17 protein-coding genes and 1 tRNA gene are annotated in these 26,167 nt (G+C 63.9%); 14 read left to right on the forward strand and 4 right to left on the reverse strand.

The window, feature by feature from the left end; translation table 11 throughout:
- Positions 1-66 precede the first annotated feature (66 nt).
- The gene (gene rsmI, locus ACX5I4_RS06240) at positions 67-990 is read left to right on the forward strand and encodes a 16S rRNA (cytidine(1402)-2'-O)-methyltransferase (protein ID WP_461835909.1); all 924 of its coding nucleotides are present in this window, start codon (positions 67-69) and stop codon (positions 988-990) included.
- A gap of 189 nt (positions 991-1,179) precedes the next feature.
- Positions 1,180-2,661: an NAD-dependent succinate-semialdehyde dehydrogenase gene (locus ACX5I4_RS06245; protein ID WP_461835910.1), complete on the forward strand. Its 1,482-nt coding sequence runs from the start codon at positions 1,180-1,182 to the stop codon at positions 2,659-2,661.
- Positions 2,662-2,884: 223 nt separating this feature from the next.
- On the opposite strand, the gene ACX5I4_RS06250 is transcribed toward ACX5I4_RS06245, so the two are convergent.
- From ACX5I4_RS06250 to ACX5I4_RS06260, 3 genes are read right to left on the reverse strand one after another with little or no spacing between them, the layout of a single operon-like run.
- Positions 2,885-5,467 carry a transglutaminase TgpA family protein gene (locus ACX5I4_RS06250; RefSeq protein ID WP_461835911.1) on the reverse strand — a complete coding sequence of 861 codons (2,583 nt, stop codon included), beginning with the start codon at positions 5,465-5,467 and terminating at the stop codon, positions 2,885-2,887.
- Entirely contained in the window at positions 5,464-6,882 is a 1,419-nt protein-coding gene (locus tag ACX5I4_RS06255) for a DUF58 domain-containing protein (protein WP_461835912.1), read from the reverse strand. The genes ACX5I4_RS06250 and ACX5I4_RS06255 overlap by 4 nt, the downstream gene beginning before the upstream one ends.
- Positions 6,883-6,904: 22 nt before the next feature.
- The gene (locus tag ACX5I4_RS06260; RefSeq protein WP_461835913.1) at positions 6,905-7,981 is read right to left on the reverse strand and encodes an AAA family ATPase; all 1,077 of its coding nucleotides are present in this window, start codon (positions 7,979-7,981) and stop codon (positions 6,905-6,907) included.
- A 229-nt stretch (positions 7,982-8,210) separates the two neighbouring features.
- Between ACX5I4_RS06260 and ACX5I4_RS06265 the strand changes: the two genes are divergently transcribed.
- The 5 genes from ACX5I4_RS06265 (at position 8,211) to ACX5I4_RS06285 (ending at position 14,380) form a co-directional block, all read left to right on the forward strand.
- Complete coding sequence (locus ACX5I4_RS06265) at positions 8,211-9,095, forward strand: TatD family hydrolase (protein WP_461835914.1); 885 nt, start codon at positions 8,211-8,213, stop codon at positions 9,093-9,095.
- Positions 9,096-9,363: 268 nt separating this feature from the next.
- Positions 9,364-10,509 carry a transglycosylase family protein gene (locus ACX5I4_RS06270; protein WP_461835915.1) on the forward strand — a complete coding sequence of 382 codons (1,146 nt, stop codon included), beginning with the start codon at positions 9,364-9,366 and terminating at the stop codon, positions 10,507-10,509.
- A gap of 107 nt (positions 10,510-10,616) precedes the next feature.
- Positions 10,617-11,498 carry a 16S rRNA (adenine(1518)-N(6)/adenine(1519)-N(6))-dimethyltransferase RsmA gene (rsmA, locus tag ACX5I4_RS06275; RefSeq protein ID WP_461835916.1) on the forward strand — a complete coding sequence of 294 codons (882 nt, stop codon included), beginning with the start codon at positions 10,617-10,619 and terminating at the stop codon, positions 11,496-11,498.
- Positions 11,495-12,472, forward strand: a complete 978-nt coding sequence (locus ACX5I4_RS06280) for a 4-(cytidine 5'-diphospho)-2-C-methyl-D-erythritol kinase (RefSeq protein WP_461835917.1) — start codon at positions 11,495-11,497, stop codon at positions 12,470-12,472. Before rsmA ends, ACX5I4_RS06280 begins: the two co-directional genes overlap by 4 nt.
- Before the next feature lie 66 nt (positions 12,473-12,538).
- Entirely contained in the window at positions 12,539-14,380 is a 1,842-nt protein-coding gene (locus ACX5I4_RS06285; protein WP_461835918.1) for an ABC-F family ATP-binding cassette domain-containing protein, read from the forward strand.
- A gap of 673 nt (positions 14,381-15,053) precedes the next feature.
- Here ACX5I4_RS06285 and ACX5I4_RS06290 read toward each other — a convergent pair.
- Positions 15,054-15,740, reverse strand: a complete 687-nt coding sequence (locus ACX5I4_RS06290; protein WP_461835919.1) for a TetR/AcrR family transcriptional regulator — start codon at positions 15,738-15,740, stop codon at positions 15,054-15,056.
- 189 nt (positions 15,741-15,929) lie between these two features.
- Here ACX5I4_RS06290 and ACX5I4_RS06295 point away from each other — a divergent pair.
- From ACX5I4_RS06295 to ACX5I4_RS06325, 7 genes are all read left to right on the forward strand, one after another.
- Positions 15,930-16,001, forward strand: a tRNA-Gln gene (locus ACX5I4_RS06295).
- Positions 16,002-16,155: 154 nt separating this feature from the next.
- On the forward strand, positions 16,156-17,655 hold the full coding sequence (glmU, locus tag ACX5I4_RS06300; RefSeq protein WP_461835920.1) for a bifunctional UDP-N-acetylglucosamine diphosphorylase/glucosamine-1-phosphate N-acetyltransferase GlmU: 1,500 nt from the start codon (positions 16,156-16,158) through the stop codon (positions 17,653-17,655).
- Positions 17,652-18,632, forward strand: a complete 981-nt coding sequence (locus ACX5I4_RS06305) for a ribose-phosphate diphosphokinase (protein WP_461835921.1) — start codon at positions 17,652-17,654, stop codon at positions 18,630-18,632. Before glmU ends, ACX5I4_RS06305 begins: the two co-directional genes overlap by 4 nt.
- A 347-nt stretch (positions 18,633-18,979) precedes the next feature.
- Complete coding sequence (locus tag ACX5I4_RS06310) at positions 18,980-19,552, forward strand: 50S ribosomal protein L25/general stress protein Ctc (RefSeq protein WP_461835922.1); 573 nt, start codon at positions 18,980-18,982, stop codon at positions 19,550-19,552.
- A 118-nt stretch (positions 19,553-19,670) separates the two neighbouring features.
- Complete coding sequence (gene pth / locus ACX5I4_RS06315; protein ID WP_461835923.1) at positions 19,671-20,255, forward strand: aminoacyl-tRNA hydrolase; 585 nt, start codon at positions 19,671-19,673, stop codon at positions 20,253-20,255.
- An 803-nt stretch (positions 20,256-21,058) separates the two neighbouring features.
- Positions 21,059-23,356: a helix-turn-helix transcriptional regulator gene (locus tag ACX5I4_RS06320; protein ID WP_461835924.1), complete on the forward strand. Its 2,298-nt coding sequence runs from the start codon at positions 21,059-21,061 to the stop codon at positions 23,354-23,356.
- Entirely contained in the window at positions 23,334-26,093 is a 2,760-nt protein-coding gene (locus tag ACX5I4_RS06325) for a LuxR C-terminal-related transcriptional regulator (protein WP_461835925.1), read from the forward strand. Before ACX5I4_RS06320 ends, ACX5I4_RS06325 begins: the two co-directional genes overlap by 23 nt.
- The last annotated feature ends 74 nt before the right edge of the window (positions 26,094-26,167 follow it).

Below are 26,167 nucleotides of genomic sequence, written 5' to 3' on the forward strand. Positions count from 1 at the left end.
AGCCCATGCTACCTTTTGCCCCCGATAGCTCCCTGGAAGCAGCATCCGGGGCATTAGGCTTGTTGGGTGACTGAACAGCTGAGCTCCCCGGATGAAACTACCCTTCCTGACTCGGCGGAGTCCCTTGAGGCGGAGGCGCTTCCCGCCCTGCCCGACGGCGTGGGCCGGATTGTGCTGGCCGCGACTCCCATCGGGAACGTCGGTGATGCCTCCAGCCGGCTGATCGAGTTGCTGCAGACCGCCGACATCGTCGCCGCAGAGGACACACGACGCTTGCATCGGCTGGTCCAGTCGCTCGGCATCACTGTGTCCGGCCGAGTCATCAGCTACCACGAGCACAACGAAGCCGCCAAGACCGAGGAACTGCTGGACCACGTCAGGGCAGGCAAGACCATCATCATGGTGAGCGACGCCGGGATGCCCGCAGTGTCCGACCCCGGCTTCCGCCTCGTCGAGGGAGCGGTGGCGGCCGGGCTTTTCGTCACCGCCTTTCCAGGGCCGTCCGCCGTGTTGACTGCTCTGGCGCTTTCGGGGCTGCCCACGGACCGGTTCTGCTTTGAAGGATTCCTGCCCCGCAAAGCCGGTGAACGCAGCTCCCGGCTTGCAGACCTCGGCAACGAACGCCGAACGATGGTGTTCTTCGAGGCACCGCACCGGCTTGAGCCAATGCTCCGAGCCCTCCACGAGCGGTTCGGCTCGGACCGTCGCATCGCTGTGTGCCGCGAATTAACCAAGACTTATGAGGAAGTCATCCGGGGAACCGTCCGGGAACTGCTCGAATGGGCTGAAAACAACGAGGTTCGCGGCGAGATTGCGGTAGTGGTGGCCGGCGCACCCGAACAGGCACCAGGCAAGCCTGAAGACCACGTCGCCGCGGTCAACGAACTGATGGCCAAGGGCATCAGGCTCAAGGAAGCGGTGGCAGCGGTGGCCGAAGAGGCCCGCATCAGCAAGCGTGAGTTGTACTCTGCTGTACTCGCGGCGCGTTAGGGCGGTGCTCTCCCCGCGGCCGCTTCGGGGCTGAACCCGGGGGCTGTGCAACTGCACAAACTCTTGCTATTGCGGCAGTGCGCGAAGGCGTAGACACTGCTTCGCGGCGGGCAGTACCGTGGCAGTAATTCCACAAAATCAAGTGTTGGTGCATCTCTACAACGTGCACCAACTGACGAAGGAGTCACTGTGACTGTTACCGCCGATCGCGAAAGCGAACTTCTCGCCTCCGTTCCCACCGGGCTGCTCATCAACGGCCAGTGGCTGCCTGCGGCATCCGGGAAGACGTTCGACGTCGAGGATCCCGCCACGGGCAAGGTGCTTGTGAGCATCTCCGACGCCGGAGCAGAGGACGGCGCCGCGGCACTGGACGCTGCTGCGGCTGCCCAGGCCTCATGGGCCCGTACCGCTCCGCGTGAGCGTGGCGAAATCCTGCGCCGCGCCTTCGAACTGGTCACTGCACGAGCCGAAGACTTCGCGCTGCTCATGACCCTGGAAATGGGCAAGCCCCTGGCCGAAGCCCGCGGCGAAGTAGCCTACGGAGCCGAGTTCCTGCGCTGGTTCTCCGAGGAAGCCGTCCGCGTCAGCGGCCGCTACTCCGCAGCCCCGGACGGCAAGAACCGCATCCTGGTCCAGAAGAAGCCGGTAGGTCCCTGCCTGCTGATCACTCCGTGGAACTTCCCGCTGGCCATGGCTACCCGGAAGATTGCCCCCGCCGTCGCGGCCGGCTGCACCATGGTGCTCAAGCCCGCCAACCTGACCCCGCTGACCAGCCTGCTCTTCGCCCAGGTCATGCAGGAAGCCGGCCTCCCCGCAGGCGTGCTCAACGTCATCCAGACCTCCACGGCAGGCGCAGTCACCGGGCCCCTCATCAAGGACGACCGCCTGCGCAAGATCTCCTTCACCGGTTCTACCGCCGTCGGGCAGGCCCTCATGCGCGAAGCCGCGGACAAGGTCCTGCGCAGCTCCATGGAACTCGGCGGCAACGCACCGTTCGTGGTGTTCGAGGACGCTGACCTGGACAAGGCAGTCGAAGGTGCCGTGGCTGCCAAGATGCGCAACATGGGCGAGGCATGCACGGCAGCCAACCGCTTCATCGTGCACGACTCCATCGCCGATTCCTTCGCCGACAAGTTCGCCGCCAAGATCGCTGCACTCAACACGGCCCGAGGTACCGAGCCGGACTCCACAGTCGGCCCGCTGATCGACGGCAAGGCCCGCAACGGCGTGCATGCCCTGGTGTCCGACGCCGTTGCCAACGGCGCCATCGCCGTCACCGGAGGTGCCCCCGTGGATGGCCCGGGCTACTTCTACCAGCCCACCGTGCTCAAGAACGTGTCCGCGGACGCCCGCATCCTGAAGGAAGAAATCTTCGGACCGGTGGCCCCGATCATCACCTTCAAGAGCGAAGACGAGGCCATCAAGCTGGCCAACAACACCGAATACGGGCTGGTCGCCTACGTCTACACCAAGGACCTCAACCGGGGCCTGCGCGTCAGCGAAAGGATCGAGACCGGCATGCTCGGCCTCAACGCCGGCGTCATCTCCAATGCCGCGGCACCTTTCGGTGGCGTGAAGCAGTCCGGATTGGGCCGTGAAGGCGGTTTCGAAGGCATCGAGGAATACCTCACCACCCAGTACGTCGGCATCGCGGACCCCTACGCCGACTAGCAAATCCTTCGGCAGACCTCTCGCAACGGGGACTTGCCGTTGAGTGAAGGCAGGGCACCGGAACCCCAGGGTTTCGGTGCCCTGCCTTTGTCGGTTTTGGCCCAACTAACTGGCAGTAGGTGTCGTTTTGAGCCCTAATAGCGACACCTACTGCCTGGGCCCACGCCGCCAGGGTTCCCTGGCCGAGCTTGCGAGGCGAGGGTGGCGGTGGGGATCAGTTGGGTCAACGCCGCCAGCGGATGGAGCCGAACAGGCTTTGCCAGGATGCCGCCGCCCGGCGTGCTACCGCCACCGAAATGCCGCCCAGCCAGCGGAAAGGCGTCCCCACGAGCTGGAACCACCGGGACATCAACGACGGCGGGAACCAGTCCGCACGGAAGGCTGCGAACCACGTGGCATTGCGCCGCAGTGCGGCACGGAGAGCGGCGATCCTGCCGGCAGCTGTCGCGTTTGCTTGCTCCGTTGCGCCGTTCGTCGCGGGATCCGTCGGGGGACCGTAACGCTGCCGTTCGAAGTCGCCGGTGAGGGAAGCGACCGCCCGCTGCCCGGCGTCGTCGGCGGCAGTCCCGTCAGCGGCTCCCGACGGCGGAGCGGCCGCTCCGAGGACGGCCGAGTTGCGCAATCGAGCCGCGAAGTGCCGCGGCGTTTCGCTGGGCACGGGTGGTACGCCGTAGTCAGTGGCGAGGTCCTGAAGCTCGGCCCACGCCAGGACAGGACCGTCCCGGGGAGCCGCCGGTCCGGCGCCGCCTCGGGAACCGATCTGCCCGGCCCTTGGCGGCTTCAGGCGCCGCGCCCTGATGCCGGAGCGGACCAGCCGCGGAGAAACCGCCAACACCACCAGGAGCAGAGCCCCGGCGACGACGTACAGGACCGTTCCGAAGCCGGCGGCCGTGCCCGCACCAGTGCCGGGCCCCGCAAGCGGCGGCACGGCCGACGCGCTCGGCTGGGGAGTCACGGATCCAGGGGTCAGGTTCTCGTCATGCAGGTTGGTGCTCGGGCCGCCCGCCGACGTCGGTTCGGCCGCGTACGGTGGGACCACCCCGCGCGAAGGGGTCGGTTCAAAGGCGACCCAACCCACTCCTTCGAAATAGAGTTCAGGCCAGGCATGGGCGTCCCGGGCATCCACCTCGAACTCCGGCAGGGGTTCCTGCCCTGCGACGGCAACGGTAGCGCCGGTGGAGTGGCCCGGCGCGTAGCCCACGGCGATGCGGCTCGGGATTCCCGACAGCCGCGCCATGACGGCCATGGCCGAGGCGAAGTGGACGCAGTAGCCGCTCTTCTGCTCGAGGAAATCCGCCAGCACGGACAAGCCGTTGCCGTCGTAACCGCCTTGGACAGGTGCCTGCAGGGAGTAGCTGAACTGCGGCGAGCGTAGATAGCTTTGGATCGCCATCGCCTTGGCGTAGTTGCCATTGGTGCCTGCGGTAACGGTCTTGGCCGTGTTCTTCACGATGTCCGGAACGTTGTTCGGCACCTGGATGAAATCCTGCGATATGGACGTGGGCCGGGCATTGTCCTGGCTCAACGTCGCGGAGGTCAGAGCTGGAAGCGCCGAATACACCGTGTACTGCTGGTTCCTCGTGTTGGTATCCTCGGCGCGGACGCTGAGGGTTTCGGGATCCCAGGACCAGCGTCCGCTCAGCCCGTTCACGGCCGTAGGAGCATACGGAACCGGCAGATAGGGGCTCGTGAACTGACCGGTATCGATCACCGTCAGTTGGCGCACCAAATCGGACGGAAGCGGGTAGTCCGGTGCCATGCGTCCCGGTCCGAGGCGCCGGGACGCTTCACGGTCGTCCGGGGCCCAGGTATCGCCGTCGAACCTGTCAATGGTGACAGAACGCAAGTACACGGGGGCTGTGGAACTCGTGGCGTAGGTGATGCGGCCGTCGCCAGTGGGATTCCGCAGGCTGTTGCCGAGCGTGATCATCGGGTTCAAGCCGTTGGAGACGCCCCAGGGGTTCAGGCGCGAGCCCACCGGAAACGTTCCGCGCTCGAAGCCTGGAATCGTCAGAGGCAACAGCAGCCCGAGGACCAGGGCCACGGCACCGATCACCATCGACCGTTTGAGCTGCCCGGTGCCGCGCGGGTTGTCGGTCTGTAGCCGCGCATCCGGTGCGAACCACTGGCTACACCCCAGGATCAGGATGAATCCGACGGCAGCGGCAAGGAATCCGAGCAGCCCCGCGCCTTGTGGCTTGATGGAGGCCGGGAAGACGAGGACGGCCAGCAGGCCCAAACCGCTTGTGGCGGGCATCCCGAGCGGCACCGCCAACGCGTCAATGAGGACAACCACCAGGCCCAGGCTCGCGCACGCGACAAACACGATTCCGGCGTTCGGGGCAACGGGAGCAGTCTCCGAGACGACGGTTTCCCCCGCGCGTTTCAGGAACTTGCCGAGCTGGTCATATGTCCCACCGGATGGGATGAAGCCCGCGAGGCTCTGTTGGCGGAAGAAGGTGAAGGTCAGGATGAACGCCAAGGAGACGAACCCGCCCAAAGTGGTGAGGAGCGAATGCGCCCTCAATGCACGGAGAACAGCCAACGTCATTGCGACCGTACACACCGTGGTGATCGCAGGAACAAACCAGGCCCAGCCCCTGAAGACTCCATTGAGCGAGAGCGCTGTCCCGAGTACGGCGATGGCGATGGCCGCGGACATCGCCCACGGGTAGGCTCCCGGCCCGGGCTTTCGCGTGCGGGGTACCGTCCCCGGACCGCGGGAGGAAGCTTCTCCCTCGCCGGTGCTTGTCGACACCGGACGCGGGGTCCGTCCTGGATTCGCGTGCCGGGAGGTGGTTGTCATCGCGGCACCGCCGCTCCGCGCCTGACGTCCATCGCCGCGGCAGCGGCCGCGAGAATCTCTCCTTGATCGAAACCGGCCCATGCAGCGGGAAGATCCGTTCTCGAGCTGACGGCGACGGCCCGCCAGCCGCCCAGTTTCAAGGCTTCGATGATTGGCTGGGCATGGTGGGGATGGTCCGTGACCACCAGCGCGAAGGCATTGGCTCCGTAGCCCGCGGCGGGCGCCAAGGCACGGGCCTCGGCGAGCGGCATGTTGCCGAGCAATGCGAGGACGGGGCCACGCAGCCGGTGTGCCGCCAGCTTGTCCATCAGGTGGTCGTCGAAGGGCGCGTCAGCACCGTCGACGACGCCGGCGGCCTCCTTGCGGCGCTCCCCATGGACATGCCGTGCGCCAGTGAGCTGAATCGCGGCAAGGCTCTCGGCAATGGATTGCAAGCCGCCCAAACCGCTGAATTCTTCGGTTTCGGGATCCGGGGCCGAGTGGGAACTACGGAACGCAGGATTCCCGGCGGCGTCCAGGAACCTCAACGAGTAGTTCCGATCGGCAAGGTGGGCGCTGATCGACATGGCCGCCGTCACGACCCACTCGAAGTTGTCGCTGCTGACGAGTTCGAAGGAGTCTTCGTGGGCCGGGCCGAAGGTGGCCCCCGATCCAGACACAAAGGCGGAATAGCGCTGGTCCATGATGATGGTCGCCTCGGGCGTGGTGACGGATTCTTCCTGCCGCACCATGAGCTCCCCGTGCCGTGCGGTTGCTGCCCAGTGGACGCGCCGCATGGGATCGCCATGGCGGTATTCGCGGGTCATGACGTCGTCGTCGCTGGGATTCGCCCGGATTCGGGTGGCGGTCACGCCGTCGTTTCCACGTGCGCCCGCGAGGCCTGTCGCGGGGAGTTCGACGGCGGCAGGCGTCACGGTGAGGATGTCGCCGTCGTCGATCGCGTGCCGGTGCAGCGACAAGCCAAAGGGATCGCAGAACTCGGCGGTGACCGGACCGATCCTGAACTGGCCGCGCTTGCCCGAGCGCAAATGGTATTCGTACCGGCTCGTGCCGCCGGAAGCGGTACGGGCGGGAAACCGAAAGGCGGGAGGTTCGCCGAAGCGGGGCGGCAACTGCTCCTCCATGATCACCGGGCCCGTGGCCGCTCCGGTCCGTGCCACGGCCAGCCGCACTGTTGCCGTGGAAGACGTTTCAACGGAAGACGGGTTGAATTCGCGGAAAACCTGAAAGCGCGGCTTGAGGACGCGAACCCCGGCAAGGGATACCAGCGGCAGCACTATCAGCAAAATGCCGAGGGCCAGCAGGTCGCGCCTGCCCATGATTTGTGCGAGGAGCAGGGAACCCGCTCCGCTGGCCAGCAGCCCCCAGCCACGGGTGGTGAACAGATGCTTGGGAAGTAGATCCATCAGTGCCATGCGTTCCCCTCCAGACGCCCGCTTAGCTGCCGCGGCGTTCCGCGCCAGCGTCCTGGCTTACGGGGAGGGAGGCCAGGATCGCCCGGATGATGCTCTGCGGAGTGTCACCGGAACTTGCGGCCTTGCGGTCAAGGATGATGCGATGCGCCAGCACCGATTCGGCCACGGAAATGACGTCGTCCGGAAGGACGAAATCCCGTCCGTCAAGAGCGGCAGTTGCCTTGGCGGCCCGAAGTAGTTGCAGCAGGGAGCGCGGGCTGGCTCCGAGACGCAGGCGCGCACTGTCCCGTGTGGCCCGCCCCAAGGCAACCGTGTATTCCTTGACGGCTTGGGAGACGAAGACCTGCTGCACCGTGGCGATCATGGCGGCGACATCCGAGGACGTGACCACGGGGGTGACTTTCGCGAGGGGTGAGACCGCCTGATGCGTCTCGAGCATCTCGATCTCGGAAAGCTTGTCCGGGTAGCCCATCGAGATTCGAGCCATGAACCGGTCCCGTTGGGCCTCCGGCAGGGGATAGGTGCCTTCCATCTCGATGGGGTTCTGCGTGGCAACCACCATGAACGGCTCGGCCAGCTCGTAGGAGTGGCCGTCCACCGTCACCTGGTGCTCTTCCATGCATTCGAGCAGGGCGGACTGGGTCTTGGCGGAGGCCCGATTGATTTCGTCCCCGATCACGATGTTCGCGAACACAGCGCCCATCCGGAACTCGAACTGCCGTGATGACTGGTTGTAGATGGAGACGCCCGTGACATCCGAAGGAAGAAGGTCCGGGGTGAACTGGATCCGGCTGACTTTGCAATCGATGGTGCGCGCGAGGGTTTTTGCGAGCAGCGTCTTGCCGACGCCGGGCACGTCCTCCACGAGCAAGTGGCCCTGGGCAAGGAGCACGGTCAGGGCAAGCTTGGCGGCCTCGGCCTTGCCGTCGATGACTTTGTTGATTGCCGCCAGGATTTTCTCGCTCGCAGCGTGGAATTGCGCGGGATCCAGGACCGGCGGCTTGTGGCCGTTGAAGGTCTCGCGTTCGGGTGGCAAGGCGACAACAGCCTCGTCCCGCAGCAATGGCTCATCAACGGTACCGTGTCGCTTTGAATCCATGGACAACCCCTCAGCCATGACAGAACCCCTGCCGGGCCGCGGTGCCCTGGCCGGGATATACCGCCTTTTGTACCAGACTACCCAGCCTAGGCCCGCCGCAGACAGAGGTAGATCCCGCAGGGAGAGATGCAGAAGGGATGCAGGAGGGATACAGGAGGGATCAGGGCGGATCACGGAGCGATGAGGGAAGGACCAGGAGGGGTCCAGGAAGGAAAGATAGGGTGGGAACATGTGCAATTCCCTCCCACCGGCTCCCTACCGTGCGCCTGAAACCAGCGACTCCCGCAAGGAATACCCGCCGGCCCCCGAGCCGTTGCCGGTCCCGGTGATGGACAACCACACGCATCTCGACTTCCGGCACGGCCTGCTGGAAGTAGCCGTCGCCGATGCTTTGGACGCGGCCGAAGCCGTAGGTGTCCAGGGTGCCGTGCAGGTGGGCTGCGACCTTGGGTCTTCGCGGTTCACAGTCCAAGCGCTGGACGCGGACCGGCGGCTCCTCGGGGCAGTCGCTATCCACCCCAACGACGCTCCCGCCTACGCGGGCCGCGGAGAGCTGGAATCCGCGCTCGCGGAAATCGAAGAACTGGCGGCCCACCCGAGGGTCCGTGCCATCGGCGAGACCGGGCTTGATTTTTTCCGCACCCATGGAGACGGCCTGGTGCACCAGCGCCATTCGTTCCGCCGCCACATCGATATCGCGAAGAGGCTGGACCTCACCCTCCAGATCCACGATCGTGACGCCCATGACGACGTCGTCCAGGTCCTCCGCGAAGAGGGCGCCCCGGAGCGGGTGGTATTCCATTGCTTCTCGGGTGACGCGGAATTGGCGCGGATCTGCAACACGAACGGCTGGTACATGTCCTTTGCAGGAACCATGACCTTCAAGAACGCCGCAAACCTGAGGGACGCCCTTGCCATCGCAGACCCGGAACTCGTGCTCGTCGAAACCGACTCGCCGTTCCTGACGCCGCATCCGCATCGAGGCCGCCCCAACGCAAGCTACATGGTGCCTTACACCGTTCGTTCCATGGCTGAAGTGACTGGAACCGAGCTCTCCGCCTTATGTTCCCAACTGGCCCAAAACACGGTGGCAACCTACGGATCGTGGGACTGAGCTGCAATTGCCTTGCATACCCGGTATGTAAAAATCTTGGTCACTTTATAACGCTTCGGTTACAGTGGGTAACCAGTAGCCGGGGTCGGGGAAGGCCTTCGGACAACTAACTCCGTTCGCAATTGGTGTTTTCAGTTGAATTGAGTGTGGCGGCGCACAACTCCGCTGCAGTCCTCTGGCATGGTTTCGGCCTGCGCTCAAGGACCGCGGCAGGAGGCCCCTGTGCGCTTTTCCCCGTGCCCGGATGGTCCAAAAGTTACGGGCAAACATGGTTAAGTTCTTCACCACGGACGGCAAGTTCAGTTTCGTCAAAGTCGGTGCGCAGCTGCTGGTGCTTTCGGCACTGGTGCTCGGTGTGGTTGCTTTTACAGGCAACAACAAGTCAGTCACCCTCAACGTCGACGGCAAAGTGAGTTCCGTCCAGACCTTCGGCAACACCGTTGACCAAGTGGTCAAGGCAGCCAAGGTCGATCTGAAGGCTGAAGACCGGGTCTCCCCGGCTTTGGATACCTCGGTGCAGAACGGCTCCATCATCAACGTCAACCTGGCCAAGGCCGTCACCGTCAGCCTTGACGGCGCACAGCGGACGGTCAACACCACGGCCCCCAACGTCGAGGGGCTCGTCTCCGAACTCGGCGTCGCGAGCGCTTCAGCTGTCTCCCAGCCCAAAGACACCCAGCTGGCAGTTTCCGGATCATTCGTCTCGATCATGACCCCTAAGGCGATCAGCCTGATCGTGGATGGGCAGAGCTCCGCTAAGACCACGACAGCGGCCGACGTTGCCACCGTCCTCAGCGATGCCGGCGTCGTGCTCGGCCCGAACGACCGCGTTTCGCAGCCCAACTCGGCCCCCGTCGTCCAGAACATGGTGATCAAGGTTTCCCGTGTGGATACCAGCAAGACCGCCACTGAGACGGAGAACGTTCCCTTCGATACCGTCACCACGGAAGACCCGGCCCAGTTCACGGACCAGAAAACCGTGACCCAGGAAGGCGTCCTCGGGCTTCTCAGCAAGAAGTTCAAGCTTGTCCTGGTGGATGGCCGTGAAGCATCCCGGACCCTGGTCTCCTCGGATGTCACGGTCAACCCTGTTTCCGCGAAGGTGACAGTCGGAACGAAGGAGCGCCCCAAGCCTGCCGCTGCGGTTGCCTCCGGACCTACCGGTGCACCGAACGAGGCCATGTGGGACAAGATTGCCCAGTGCGAGTCCGGTGGAAACTGGGCCATCAACACCGGCAACGGCTACTACGGCGGCCTGCAGTTCGATATCCAGACCTGGATCGGCTCCGGCGGCGGCGCCTACGCTCCCAACGCAAGCCAGGCCAGCAAGGCCCAGCAGATCGACATCGCCAACCGCGTCTACGCGCAGCGCGGCCTTTCCCCCTGGGGCTGCGGCTGGGCTGCTTCCCGCTAAGCATCGATGAAATTGGCCGGGTCCGGAAATCTCCGGGCCCGGCTTTTTCGCGTCCTGAAGATGGCGGAGGGCGTCGTCGTGAGTCGGGCAGACGATACGATACCTAGGTGACTGAACCGAATTCCGAACACGCCGCCGTCGCACCCCTTCTGGGAGCTGCGGACATCCGACGGCTCGCCGAAGAAATCGGTGTCCGTCCGACCAAAACCCTGGGCCAGAACTTTGTGATCGACGGCAACACCATCCGGAGAATCGTCTCGGCCGCCGGTATTGACCCCGAGGAAACCGTCTTGGAGGTCGGGCCCGGCCTGGGTTCTTTGACGCTAGGCCTGCTGGACGCCGCCAAAACTGTTGTCGCCGTCGAAATCGACCCAGTCCTCGCTGGCAAGTTGCCTGAGACGGTTCGCGCCTGGCGCCCCGACGCGGTGGATGATTTCCACCTCGTCCTCTCCGACGCCATGAAAGTCACTGAACTTCCTGTGCAGCCAACCGCCCTCGTGGCCAATCTGCCCTACAACGTCGCAGTGCCCGTGGTCCTGCACCTGCTCCAGCATTTCCCGAGCCTGCAACACGGGCTCGTCATGGTCCAGGACGAGGTGGCAGACCGGCTGGCCGCAGGTCCGGGTTCCAAAATCTACGGCGTCCCTTCGGTCAAGGCTGCTTGGTACGGCCGCATGCGCAAGGCCGGCGTGATTGGCATGAATGTCTTCTGGCCGGCCCCGAAGATCCACTCCGGACTGGTGTCCTTCACGCGCGGCGCGCCGCCGGCAACGCACGCCACCCGCGAGCAGGTTTTCGCGGTCATTGATGCCGCGTTTGCACAGCGCCGCAAGACGCTCCGGGCCGCCCTCGCAGCGTGGGCAGGAAGCGCGGCGGAGGCCGAGCGTTTCATTGTGGCTGCCGGCGTTGATCCGACTGCCCGCGGAGAGGTCCTCGATATCAACGCGTTTGTGCGCATCGCCGAGGCCCGCCACCCCCTGGACGCATGAATTCGGCAATCAGCGGTATAAACCGCGGCCGCTTCGTCGCACGGACAGTACGGGTCCGGGCGCCCGGCAAGGTGAACGTCTCCCTCAACGTCGGCCCGTTGCGGCCGGACGGCTACCACTCGGTAGCCAGCGTGTATCTCGCGGTGTCCCTCTATGAGGAAGTAGCCGCTACGAGCACTGAGGGGCCGGGAATCACGGTCAGCATCAGTCCGTCAAGCACCCTGGACCTCGACGGGCTGGACATACCCCTGGATGAGCGGAACCTGGCGTACAAGGCCGCTGCCATCATGAGGGACGTCTCGGAGAAGGCCACGGGGGTGCACTTGGAAATCACCAAGCGCGTCCCGGTCGCGGGAGGCATGGGAGGCGGCTCCGCTGATGCAGCGGCCACCCTCCTGGCCTGCGATGCACTCTGGAACAGTGGCTTGTCACGCGAAGAACTTGCCCATCTTGCGGCTGAGTTGGGCGCGGACGTGCCGTTCTCGCTGCTTGGAGGCACCGCCGTCGGGCTTGGCGTCGGCGACGAACTCTCACCGGCACTCGCGAAAGCGCAGATGGACTGGGTCCTGGTCTGCGCCGACTACGGACTCTCCACTCCCGAGGTCTTCCATGCGCTGGACAGGCTTCGGAACACGGAAGGACTCGACATCCCCGAACCGCTCGAGGTCGATGCCAAGATCCTGCAAGCGCTGCGCAACGGAGACCCGGACGCCCTGAGCAAGCTCCTCATCAACGACCTCCAGCGCGCCTCGATCGAGTTGGCTCCGCAATTGCGGGACACCATCGGGCTAGGGGAGTCGAACGGCGCCCTCGCGGGGATTGTTTCCGGTTCGGGCCCCACTGTGGCTTTGCTCGTGCACAACCCGTCCGCCGCCCAGGGGCTCGCCGACGACCTGCGGCATCTGGGGCACAACGCCCTTGCTGTTCACGGACCGGTTCCCGGTGCCCGGATCATCTCCGATACCCTCCTATGACAACTCGCCCTGAAAACTTGACCAGTGGCGATTTTCCTGTCTATTCCCACCAGAAAGTAGTACCCAGTGGCCCACCTGCTCGGCGGTGAAAACCTCACCGTTTCGTTCGCAACCCGCACCATCCTCGACGGCGTCACCCTTGGTTTGGAGGACGGCGACAGGATCGGCATGGTCGGGCGCAACGGTGACGGCAAATCGACGCTGATGCGCTTGCTGGCATTGCGCTCGACGCCGGACTCCGGCCGCGTGACCAAGCGTGGCGACGTGAATGTCGGCTACCTCGACCAGTCCGACGTGCTCGACGGCGACCTCACCGTGGGGGCCGCGATCGTCGGCGACCAAGCCGACCACGAATGGGCCGCCAACCCCAAAATCCGCGAAATCATGGGCGGACTCGTGGCCGACGTCGACTGGCACGCAAACGTGCACGCCCTCTCCGGCGGACAAAAGCGCAGGGTCGCCTTGGCCAAGCTGCTCATCGAGGACCACGACGTCATCATGCTCGACGAACCCACCAACCACCTCGACGTGGAAGGCGTCGCCTGGCTCTCCCGGCACTTGAAGACACGCTGGCGGGCCAACCAGGGCGCGTTCCTTGTGGTGACCCACGACCGTTGGTTCCTCGACGAAGTCTGCAACCGGACCTGGGAAGTGCATGACGCCATGGTGGACCCGTTCGACGGCGGCTACGCGGCCTACGTGCTGGCCCGCGCCGAGCGCGACCGCACCGCATCCGTCGTCGAAAGCAAACGGCAGCAGCTGGTCAAGAAGGAACTGGCGTGGCTGCGTCGCGGCGCCCCGGCCCGGACGTCGAAACCCAAGTTCCGTATTGAGGCCGCCAACGAGCTGATCGCCGATGTTCCCGATCCGCGCGACTCCGTGGCCTTGAGCAAGATGGCAACCGCCCGGCTCGGCAAGGACGTGCTGGACCTTGAAGGCGTCTCTCTTGATTTCGTGGGCGGCGACGCCAGCCAGAAACTCTTCGATAACGTCACCCTGCGCCTCGCGCCGGGGCAGCGGCTTGGACTGGTGGGCGTCAACGGTGCCGGAAAGTCCACGCTGCTGCGGCTGCTCAATGGCGAGATCACTCCGAGTTCAGGCAAGGTCAAGCGCGGCAAGACTGTTGTCACCGCGGTGCTCAGCCAGGACGTCAAGGAGCTCGACGACGTCTCTGACCTTCGCGTGATCGAGGTCATCGAACGCGAGAAGCGCTCCTTCAGCGTGGGCGGCAAGGAATTCACGGCCGGCCAGCTTGTGGAGCAGCTCGGGTTCACGAAGGAAAAGCAATGGACGCCCGTCACCGACCTTTCCGGTGGTGAGCGGCGCCGCCTGCAACTCTTGCGCCTGCTGGTGGGCGAGCCCAACGTCCTGATGCTCGACGAACCCACCAACGACCTCGATACCGACACCCTGGCCGCCGTCGAAGACGTCCTGGACGGCTGGCCCGGCACGCTCGTCGTCGTCAGCCACGACCGCTACCTGCTGGAACGCGTCACGGATTCCCAAATGGCACTGCTGGGCGACGGCAAGCTTCGCGGGCTTCCAGGCGGAGTGGACCAGTACTTGGAATTGCGCGAAGCCGCGCTTGCGAGCGGTGCAGTCTCCGGCGGCGCGTCGAGTGGGAGCACTAGCCCGACGGCGGCAAGTGGCTCGGGTGCCGCCGCGGCCCCTTCCGGACCGAGCGAGGCAGAGAAGCGCGAAGCCCGGAAGGACCTGAACAGGATCGACCGCCAGCTAAGTAAAATCGCCCAGCAAGAAGAGAAACTCCACGTCCAAATGGCCGCCAAGTCCCAATCCGGCGACTTCGACGCCCTCGGCGAACTGAACACCAAGCTCCAGGAACTGCTCGAAGAAAAGGAAGGCCTGGAGTTGGAGTGGCTGGAGGCGGCGGAGGTCCTGGGGGAGTAGGCGGGCTGGGACGGGCGCCCGCGTCTTTTGCGTGGTTGCCTTTGGTGCCTGAGCCGGCCCTTCCGCGTCGCTTAGACACGGCCCATGTGTGGGCCTTCGGTCGCTGAGCGACCTCCGGCCCACTATGCGCCGCGATGCGCTCCTTTCGGAAGAACCGCCTCCGGCGGGGAAGTCACCTCGCGGGGGTGGACTGCCGGCGTCGTCCGCCAGCGGATTCCGGTGTCGACAGGGATTTTGCGCGTCGGCAGGGCACATCTGCGTCGGAGGTCCGGGCGCGGGTCGGAAGCGGTTGCTTGGTGAATCGTGGGCGATTCTCGACACCGAAATGTGCCCTCGACTCGGGACGTGGATTTCGATGCGCGGATTCCGGTGTCGACAGGGATTTTGCGTGTCGACGGGGCATCCGGCGTCGAAACTAAGGCGCGCCAAACGGAAGATTGGCAGGAGCGGTGCTGCGGGCCTTCGGGTAGGAGCGCATCGCGAGGCATCGGGCACTGGAGGTCGCTCAGCGACCGCAAGTGGCCATTTGCCTCGTGTCTAAGCGACGGCGAAGGGCCGTTGCGCCGCGGAGGCGAGCACGGACGACGGACGAAGGGCTGTCGCGCCGCCAAGGCGACCACGGACAACCGCGAAGGGTGACCGAGGCACAGCAAGCAAAAGCCAACCTGAGCCCCTACACCTCGCTCCGCAGCTCCGGTTCCTTTTGCAGGCCTGTCAGTCCGTTCCACGCCAAGTTAACCAGGTGCGCGGCTACTGCGCGTTTGTCGGGCTCGCGGTGGTCCAGCCACCATTGGCCGGTCATGGCCACCATGCCTACCAGCATCTGGGCGTACATGGCGCCGTCGGCTGCGCTGAATCCGCGCCGGGAGAATTCGTCGGCGAGCAGGTTCTCCACGCGATCCGCCACGTGGGAGAGCAGGGTGGAGAAAGCTCCTTCGGGCTGGGAGGGAGGGGCATCCCTCATGAGGATCCGGAAGCCGTCGCTCCGCTCTTCGATGTAGCCAAGCAAGGCAAGGGCCGCCTGTTCAACGAGTACGCGTGGTTTGGCTTCGGCCGCGAGGGACTCGTTGATGGCCTCCAGCAGGATCCGGAATTCGAACTCCACAACCTGTGTGTAGAGGCCCTCCTTCGAACCGAAGTGCTCGTAAATCACGGGCTTGGACACGCCTGCGGCGGCTGCGATTTCATCAATGGTTGTGGCGTCCAGGCCGCGGGCGGCGAAGAGGCCCCGGCCTATTTCGATGAGCTGGGAGCGACGCTGGGAGCCTGTCATCCGCGCACGCGCAACCTGGCCTGCGGGCGGGTGGTTGATCACCCGGGAACCCGTCGACTGCCGGGGAAGTCCTGTGCTGTTGCTCACGCATCTATCATGCCTTATGGCAAGCGTGAAGAGGCCTCGGAAGGGCCTGTCAGCGCCGCTGAAAAGGACTCGGGGATGCGCCAAGTCGCGAACACCGCAATGGTCATGGCAAACTAGATTCTTGTGTGTGCGACCCGGTCAATCGGGAACCCCGCGGGCCTTGCGTCCGCAAGGGCCACGCGTACACGGTCCGCTCTGGTGTAATGGCAGCACCCCGGCCTTTGGAGCCGTGGAGTATAGGTTCGAATCCTATGGGCGGAACTTGTCGGTGATCTGCCGGCACCGCCTCTGAAGGCACTGTCTCTCCCGAAGCTGTCCATTGGCTGCGCGGAAGGCTGTGAATCGGCAAGAGTAGGATAGAGCAGATGCCGCAGCCGGGTTCGCCCGGACGTAACCGAGCAAGGAGAGCGACTTCGTGAGCCCCGATACTACTGGCCCCGCCGCTGTAATCGTCCTAGCTGCCGGAGCCGGTACGCGCATGAAGTCGCGGACTCCCAAGATTCTCCACGAAATAGGTGGACGTTCCATGGTGGCGCACGCCATCCTCGCGGCACGCTCCATTGAGCCCCGGCAACTGGCCTTGGTGGTCCGCCACGAGCGGGACCTCGTCGCCGCGCACATTGAGCTGATCGATCCCGACGCCGTCATTGTGGACCAGGACGACGTTCCTGGAACCGGGCGTGCCGTCGAAGTAGCTTTTGACGCCCTGGATGCGAAGGCCGAACTCACCGGAACGGTAGTGGTCACGTACGGCGATGTTCCTTTACTGACCGGTTCCCTCCTCTCCGAGCTTGTCGCCACGCACGAATCCGAGGGCAACGCCGTGACGGTCTTGACCGCGATCCTCGACGACGCCAACGGTTACGGCCGCATCCTTCGTGGCGAGGACGGCACAGTGCTGGGTATCCGCGAACACAAGGACGCCAGCGACGCCGAGCGCTCCATCCGCGAGGTCAACTCCGGTATCTACGCTTTTGACGCACGCGTTCTCCGCGACCAGCTTCACAAAGTGACCACCGAGAACATCCAGCAAGAAAAATACCTCACCGACGTCCTCGAACTGGCGCGCGATGCCGGTGGCCGGGTTTCCGCCGTCGTCACCGAGGACCGCTGGCAGGTGGAAGGCGCCAACGACCGCGTCCAGCTGGCCGCGCTCGGAGCCGAGCACAACCGCCGCATCATCGAAGCCTGGATGCGTGCCGGGGTCACGGTCGTTGACCCGGCCACCACCTGGATCGATTCCACCGTCACCCTGGACGAAGACGTCCGCCTCCTGCCGAACACACAGCTTCACGGCTCCACCACTGTGGCGCGCGACGCCGTCGTCGGCCCCGACACGACCCTCACCGACGTTTCGGTGGGCGAAGGTGCGAAGGTGATCCGCACCCACGGCTCAGGCTCCACGATCGGTGCCAGGGCCAGTGTGGGTCCCTTCACCTACCTGCGCCCGGGCACAGTCCTGGGGGAGACGGGCAAGATCGGCGCCTTCTACGAAACCAAGAATGTGACCATCGGCCGCGGCTCCAAGCTGTCCCACCTCGGCTACGCCGGCGACGCCGAGATCGGCGAAGACACCAACATCGGCTGCGGCAACATTACGGCCAACTACGACGGCGAGAAGAAGCACCGCACGGTGATCGGCTCCGGCGTGCGCACCGGTTCCAACACGGTCTTCGTAGCTCCCGTGACGATTGGTGACGGCGCCTACAGCGGCGCTGGCGCCATCATCCGTAAGGACGTTCCCGCCGGAGCCCTCACCCTGAGCGTCGCCCCCCAGCGCAACGCCGAAGGCTGGGTCATCGCCAACCGCCAGGGCAGCAACTCGGCCCAGCTGGCGCAGGCTGCGCTGGGCTCCGCTGCCACCCCCGATTCCTCAAGTACTCCGGCAACCACAGAAGAGGGCACACAGGCATGAGCGAAATTACCGCACACGGCGAGAAGAAACTAGTTCTCGCCGCGGGACGGGCGCACCCCGAACTGGCGCAGGAAATCGCCAAGGAGCTGGAAACGGAACTCCTGCCTATCGACGCCTACGACTTCGCCAACGGTGAAATCTACGTGCGCTCCGCGGAGAGCGTCCGCGGCACCGACGCGTTCGTCATCCAGGCACACCCGGCCCCGCTGAACAACTGGCTCATGGAGCAGTTGATCATGATCGACTCGCTGAAGCGCGCATCGGCCAAGCGGATCACCGTGGTCTCTCCGTTCTACCCCTACGCCCGCCAGGACAAGAAAGGCCGCGGCCGCGAGCCGATCTCCGCCCGCCTGGTGGCGGACCTCTACAAGACCGCCGGTGCGGACCGGATCATGTCGGTTGACCTGCACACGTCCCAGATCCAGGGGTTCTTTGACGGCCCGGTGGATCACCTCATGGCGATCCCGCTGCTGGCCGACTACATCCGCACCAAGGTTGAAGCAGACAACATCACCGTTGTTTCGCCCGACACCGGCCGCGTCCGCGTCGCAGAACAGTGGGCCGAGCGCTTGGGCGGTGCGCCGCTGGCGTTCGTCCACAAGAGCCGCGACCTCACGGTGCCGAACCAGGCTGTCTCGAAGACCGTCGTCGGGCAGATCGAGGGCCGTACGTGCGTCTTGATCGACGACATGATCGACACCGGTGGAACGATCTCCGGCGCCGTCCAGGTCCTCAAGAACGCCGGTGCCAAGGATGTCATCATCGCGTGCACGCACGCAGTGTTCTCCGAACCAGCGGCGCAGCGTTTGGCGGATTCCGGTGCCCGCGAGGTTGTTGTCACCAATACGCTGCCCATTCCTGCGGACAAGCGCTTTCCGCAGCTCACCGTGCTGTCGATCGCACCATTGATTGCACGCGCCATCCGCGAAGTGTTCGACGACGGCTCCGTCACCAGCCTCTTCGACGGCAAGGCTTAACACGCCAAACCCTGGGTCCCCACCCAACTGACTGGCAGTTGATGTCGTTTTCAGGGCTCAAAACGACAACAAATGCTAGCTACTTGGGTTGGGCCGGGGCCGTTTTCCCTTTGGCGGGACGCGGCTGCTAAACTCTTGGGGATACCTTGGCGAGGGAGAGCACATCCGGGCTAACACCGGATTGCGGGTCTCCGTTATCGACTGGGTCTGAATCTCCTTCAACGAAGGCGGACCGGCTGCTCCTGCGGCTGGCATTCCGCCGGGCGTGGAAGGTCACCACAGACCTCCGCCCTTGCTGATCGACTTGCCTGGCATTTTGCCGGCGCCACAGTAATCAAGGAGTACACATGTCTGAGCAGAAGCTCGCAGCAGAACTGCGCACCGAATTCGGCAAGGGTTTCGCCCGCCGTGCCCGCTCGGCCGGCCAGATCCCGGCCGTCATCTACGGTCACGGCGCAGAGCCCATCCACATCAACCTCCCGGGCCGCGCTACCACCCTGGCCGTCCGCGTTTCCAACGCCCTGCTGTCCCTGGACATCAACGGCGAAGAGCACCTGGCCTTGGTCAAGGACATCCAGCGCGATCCGATCAAGCAGATCATCGAGCACATCGACCTCCTGACCGTCCGCAAGGGCGAAAAGGTTACCGTTGACGTTTCCGTCCACGTTATTGGTGAAGCAGCCATCGGCGCCGTCGCCAACCAGGAAGCCACCACGGTTTCCCTCGAAGCCGAGGCTACGCACCTGCCGACGTTCGTCGAAATCAGCATCGAAGGCCGCAAGGCCGGCGAGCACGTCCACGCTTCGGACATCGTCCTGCCGAGCGGTTCGGCTTTGCTGACCGATCCCGAGACGCTCATCATCAACATCTCGGAGGCCGCTTCGGAGGCCGAAGAAGAGGCAGCTCCTGCCGCTGAGTAGTCCTTTTGTTGAGTAGTCGTTCCGACTACTTGCGGCGCAAGCCTTTGCGAGTGGCCGGGTCCCTTTGGGTCCCGGCCACTTCTTTTCTTTCAACCTTTTGATTCCCTAGGATGACTCCATGACAGACACTTGGCTTATTGTCGGCCTTGGCAATCCCGGCAGTGAATACAGCCACAACCGCCACAACGTCGGCCAGATGGTCCTGGACGAACTTGCTTCGCGCATGGGCGGAAGTTTCAAGGCCCACAAGTCGCGGGCGCAAGTAGTGGAGGGCAGGCTCGGGATAGGCGGGCCGAGGGTGGTGCTGGCCAAGCCAATGAGTTACATGAACGTTTCCGGGGGGCCGGTTTCCGGCCTTGCCAAGTTCTTTGATATCGCTCCGGACCGTGTGATTGCGGTGCACGACGAAATTGATATTCCCTTCAACACCGTCAAGTTGAAGATCGGCGGTGGAGAAGGCGGCCACAACGGCTTGCGGGATATCTCCAAGGCTCTGGCAACCAAGGACTACTTGCGGGTCCGTGTGGGCGTCGGCAGGCCGCCGGGCCGGATGGACACCGCGGACTATGTCCTCAGGGATTTTGGATCCACGGAAAAGAAAGAACTGCCGTTCCTCCTGGATGAGGCGGCAGATGCCGTCGAAGTATTGGTGACGGAGGGGCTGCATGCCGCCCAGCAGAGATTCCACCCCGTCAAGGCCTAGCCCCACCACCTCCCTTGCCTCTCTTCGTTCGGCCAGGGAACCTCCCCGCTACCTCCCCTAACTCGCACGCTCGTTTGGGGCCCCTCGGTAGCGTGGGCCCAGGCGGCGTGGGCCCAGGCGGCGTGGGCCCATCCACCGGAGCCTGGAAGACGCCAATCATGGCACCACGGACGCGAGGGGATTCCTGGTTGCCCAGTTGATTCGCAAGTACTCAATTCAATTGTTTAACAAGTACCCTGATGGTTCGCGGGCTGACTAATTGATTCGGGGGGATCGCTATGATACTTTGCAAATCACTGCTGGGGCTGAAGGGAAATACGAAAGCAAACGACCCGCTGAACGTCACGTCCGCCAGAGCTACGAAGGTAGCGTGATCTAAATTGCGAGCAACACCGGAATCTGAAATAGGGCGGCACCCAACGGAGCGGCAAGCCCTTGGCGCGGCGGAACGTCGGAAATGGTCGTCGCTGGTCCGGCAGGATCTTCAGAACACGGTTATAGAGGCGCTCGGCGAACCTTCTTTGTACGGAGTGGTGGTAGTTGGAGCACCGGGCGTTGGCAAAGCGACGTTTGCCCGTTCCGTAGAGGCACGGCTCACTCCAAAGACACACGTACTGCACTTCCACGGTTCAGCGGACACCACAACTCCCTTCGGGTCGCTGGCACATTTGGTCGCCCGACTGCCCGTTGACGTTGGAGATTCCCCGGGGGCGATCATCCACGGCATATCGCACATGATAAGTTCGGACGCTGCGGGGCGCGAAGTACTGTTGGTCCTTTCGGAACTTCCTGCTTTGGACCGCATGAGCACGGCCGTTCTTGTGCACTTGTTAATTAGCGGTACCGCTAAAGTCCTCGTTACTGTCCGCCAAGTCACCGACATGCCGGAAGACCTGATTAGGTTACTGAAGGACGGACTGCTGCACGAGGTTCAGCTCCAGGTTTTTTCCCGCGCGGAAGTAGCCAAATTGCTCACGGGCGTCTTGGGGAAACGAGTGACCGCAACTGCTGCAAGCGCCCTGCATGCATCCAGCGGCGGAAATCCCTTGGTGCTCCAAGCCATCGTCACCGAGCAGCTCCGCTCGGGCAATCTGCATCTAGCCGGTCAGGTTTGGGCGATGAAAGGCGAAATCCATCTTTCGTCCGCGGAAGTTCTGACCGATCTGGTCCGTTCCCGCCTTGCCCGGGAGAGCCCCGCGGTCCAGGAGGCGCTGGAGTTGCTTGCCCTCATCCGCACGGCCCCACTCGCCGTGCTGTTGGACGTCCTGGAACCCGAAGTGGTTGCCGAGATGGAGTGGTCCGGCTATCTTCGCATCGAACCGTCAGGCGCCCGCCGTGTGGCGCTGCGCGACGAGTACATGGGCGAGGTCATTCGAGGCTGGATGGACCTGCCACGACGGAATGAACTGCGCCAGCTAGCCGCCGGGGTTATCGGCGGCATTACCCAGGACCTCGACGCCGAGGCCCTCCTGGGGTTTGCGTCCTCCACGCTGAACGTACGCGAAACGCTGGAACCCACCGTGGCCCTGGCCGCTGCGACGGCCGCGAACAGGCAATTCGATCCTTGGTTCGCCTTGGAATGTGCCCGGCAGATTGGGAGGGAAGACAAGGAATGGGTGGCCGCCGCCCAGCAACGTTGTGTTTCCCACGTCATTCTGGCCGAGCACGAGGCTGCGGTCGCGGCTTTGAAGGATGTGACGCCCGAACAACTTCGGCGCCTTTCGGCGTATGACTACGCGGACTATGTCCAGGAGCTCTGCAGCGCGCTGTTGTGGATTCCGGGTGGGCACCTTCAAATTCCAGCTCTGGTCTCCGATGCCGAGGAAGACCTTGCCCGCCGATCACAAGATGGCGGCGCTGACGCCGCCGAACTTGGGCGGGCACGTGGGATGCTCAAGCTCGCCAGTTTCGAGCTTCAGGTCCATCAGGGCGAGTATTCGGAAGTTGCTGAAGCGCTGGAGCAGGAATACCGGGATGGCAGCGATCTCCAACAAAGGTTGAGTTGCGGAAGCCTGCTGACGATGGCCTGGGCGGTGCTTGGCAGGGAAATGGAGGCAATCGAACTGGCGCGCGAGCTGAAGCACAAAATACAGCGCGCAAAGGCACGGCCGCGGTTGCACAACTGGTTGTCCGAAGGCCTGTTTGCCGCCCTACTGTGCAGCGGACAGTGGGAAGAACTGGCCCGGATGCTGACGGCGACACTCGACCAGCAGCCGAAGAACATCCATTACCTTGGCGGTGCGGCCGAGCTTGCCTTGGGCGTTTCCTACACGTACGCCGGGCGGGCCGCAGTGGCGATTGATACCCTGCTGGGAGCCCAAGCGCAGTTGGAGATCAGGCGCAATTACTATGGACCCGCACTGGCCTACTCTGCGTTGGCCTTTGCCTATGCGCAGGCCGGCGACGTCAAGGAATCCCGGACGTTTCTCGAATTGGCGGAAAAAGGGCAAGGGGAGACGGCCTGGTTTCCCGCGTGGATGGCCGAGTTCTGCGTCAAGATGGCACGGCGGTGGTTGAAGGATCCCGGGGCGAAGCAGAGCCTGATCGAGTCGGCCAACCGGGACTTGGCGAAAGGACGGACCACAACGGCGTCCATCAGCCTCTTCGGGGCCACCGTTCACGGTACTGACGAGGAGCTTCTGCTTCTGGAACAGGTTTCATCGCGCCGCCAAGGCAAGATGGCGGCCGTGAACCGGATGGTGGCCGAAGGAAGCCGAAAGAAGGACCCGAAGACCCTGCTGCTTGCCGCTTCCGTTGCCCAGGAGCTGAAGTTGGATGCGGTGGAGTCGCGGTGCGCCGTCCTGGCGCTGGACATCGCCCGGGAAGCCGGCGATTCAGCGTCCGCTAGGCTCGCCCAGCAACGGTTGGACCGCCTGGTCGGCACCGTGCCCGTACTGCCCCTGACACCGCATACTTTCGGACCCGAACTGACAGAAAGGGAGCGGCAGGTTGCAAAGATGGCCAGTCAAGGGTTGAGTAACAAGGAGGTGGCCAACCAACTGCAAGTTTCCGTCCGAACAGTTGAAGGCCACCTCTACCAGATCTTTACGAAAATGGGCATCTCATCAAGGAGCGAGCTTGAAGGAACCGCGCAGGCATGACAACGCTGCGGCGGTGCATGGTCCTGTCGGAGGAAGCGGTACCAGGCCGCTTGAACCTTGGCTGGACTATGGGCACTTGCTCCCCGGAATTACGGCCGCAATCCGTGCGGATGACTGTTCGGCAGTCTTTATCGTGGGCGATTCCGGCCTCGGCGCGTCGTCCCTTCTAGCTCAGCTCGGGAGCATCTTTGGCGCGGATCTTGCGGTAGTCCCGATTCACGGAAGCCCATCACTTACGGCCGTCCCTTACGGGGTTTTGGCCCCGTATCTCGCCCAACTTTCCGTTGCCGACATTTCCTCCCGCGTCGCCGTGCTGCGCGCCCTTTGGGCTCACCTTGAGAGCATCCGCGTAGGTACAGGACCAGCTTTGCTCCTGGTCGATGATGCCCACTACTTGGACGATGCCACGTGCGGGATGCTCACTGAGCTTGTTCAGGCAGGATGGGCCAAAATCGTGGCCGCATGCGTCCCGCGGCCAGGGGTCCCGGGACCCCTCTTGCGCTTGTGGCACGAGGGAAGCGCCGAGTGGTTTGACTTGGAGCCGTTGACGGCTGAGCAAGCCCACGAACTGTGCGAAGCCTTGTTGGAGGGAATCGTCCTGAACAGCACCAGCCATGGATTCTGGACAGAGGCCGGAGGCAATACCCTGCTGTTGAAGACCCTTGTTCGGGAAGCCGAAAGCTCAGGTTCGCTTGTCCAGCGGCACGGTGTTTGGCTCAAGACAGCGGCAACACCCGTCCACACTGTGAAGCTGGAAGCCGTGGTCAAGCTTCAGCTGATGCGCATTTCGGCTGCGGGCAGGGATGCGCTGAGCTTGATTGCACTGGCCGAGCCTGTGGACGAGAAGCTGATCAACGTTGTCGCCGGTGAAACGGCGGTCCAGGAGTTAGTGGACCAGCATTTGATCAAGCCCTCGGGCAACGGGTTGCCAACCCTTCGGCTCGTCTCTCCGGTCTACGGAGAGGTACTTCGCAGCGTTGTCCCGGCTGCCCAGAGCCTGCAACTGCACCGGCAATTGATTTCCCGGATGGATGTTTTGGAGGACAACCCGGACTCCCTCCTCCGGATGGTGACATGGTCCCTTGACTGCGGGGCAGACGTGCCCGACCGTCTCTTGATCAGGGCCGCGGTCCTAGCCGGGCGGCTCCTTCAAAGCGAGACGGCATTGCGCATGGCGAGCGCTGTGCAGGATAAGCAGTGGCAAACGGTTGCTCAAGCCGTCATGGCCAGATCGTACTTCAATCTTGGCCGTCGCGACGAGGCCGCGGCAGCCCTGTCCCAGGAAACATTGGACGCCGACGCCGGACCTTCCCACCTGATATTCGGCAGCCTGCTTCGTGCAGTCACGCGTGCCGCTGTGGGCCAACCGGCTTCCTTGATCCTGGCCGATACTGAGGTTTTCCGTGAATGGGGCGAGCAGCAGCCGGGCCTCCAGGGGCAACAAACACCGGACGCGAAAGCCGCGGTGCCACTAGCAGTTGCCCTCATGGGACTGGTTGCTGGTTCCTTGGACGGTGAATACCGCCGGATGGGCCCCGAATTGGAACGCGTCCTCCTTCAGCACCGATCTGTGGAAGGTAATTCGGCGGTACTGTTCAAGGCCTTGGCGTTGTCCCTGAAGTCGGAGCGGCTCTGCGCCCTCGGCTTCGGGCGCCAGGGGAAGCTGCTGGCGTTGGAAGCCGCCGCAGTGGCACAGCCCCAGGAGAACGACATATTCTTCATCCCGGAGTTCATCGCTGCCCGCCACGTCATTTGCGCCTTGGCTGCCGGGGACTGGGCCGACGCTCAAATGCTCCTCGACAGCTACTACGAATCGTCAGGTGTCGCCACGGCTTCCTTTGGCGGGGCAGCTTACGTAGTGCTCGGCTATATTGCCATCAGGGAGGGAAAAACCGGCGATGCCTTGCCGCTGCTCACTGCCGGCCTCGAAGCCCTGAGGGACAGCGATCCGCAGAATCTCTTCGGTCTGTGTGCCGCCATGGCATTCTATGCAGCAGCCGGGGCCGGGCTGCCCGAAGCTGAACGGTTCAGGGCGGACTACAAGTCCTGGGGGCACCATGGCATGCATCTTCTTTCGGCCCAAGCCAGCAACTTTTTCGAAGCCGCGATTGAACTCCTCAAAGGTGACGGCTCCGGCGTCGAAGGGTTGTATGGCAACGCGGACGATGCGGCGAAAGAAGGTGCCACGTTCCTTGAACTGCACGCCTTGGAACTGGCGCTTGGCTTGGGCGACACCAGCAGGCTGGACCGGTTTTGCGAAACTGCGGCCGCAACTGAGGGCGCATGGGCCCAGGCCCTCGCTGAGTACGGAATGGCCCTCAAATTCGAGGGTGCTGCCCGGTATCTGGCCGCGGGGGAGAAGCTCCAATCAGCAGCCGTTTACCACCTGGCCGCGAGGGCATACAGCTTGGCCCTGGATGCCCCGGATCGCGGCCGTACCAAAGAGCTCACGGCGGCGGCGCGGGCGGGGTTGGCGCGCTGCAACGAAGAATTGGGTCAGGGAGGCGAGGAATCACAGCACGAGTCGGTTTCTCCAAGACTGACCAAGAGGGAATGGGACATTGTTACCCTGGCGGTCCAGGGCCTCAGTGACCGGCAGATTGCGGACACACTGCTTATCTCGGTCCGTACGGTCGAAGGGCATCTGTACCGGTGCTACTCGAAATTGGGGATCACCGGCAGGGATGAACTCGCCGGAGCTGTCGCCGTCGTACAGGGCACGCCCGAGGCCGGCTGAACCGGGGGAAGGACGCAAGGCGGTAGTAGCGCACTCTCGCTTCGCGGGAACGCCACTGCCGGCGCCGAGTAGCC

The sequence above is a fragment of the Arthrobacter sp. MMS24-S77 genome (assembly GCF_054888235.1).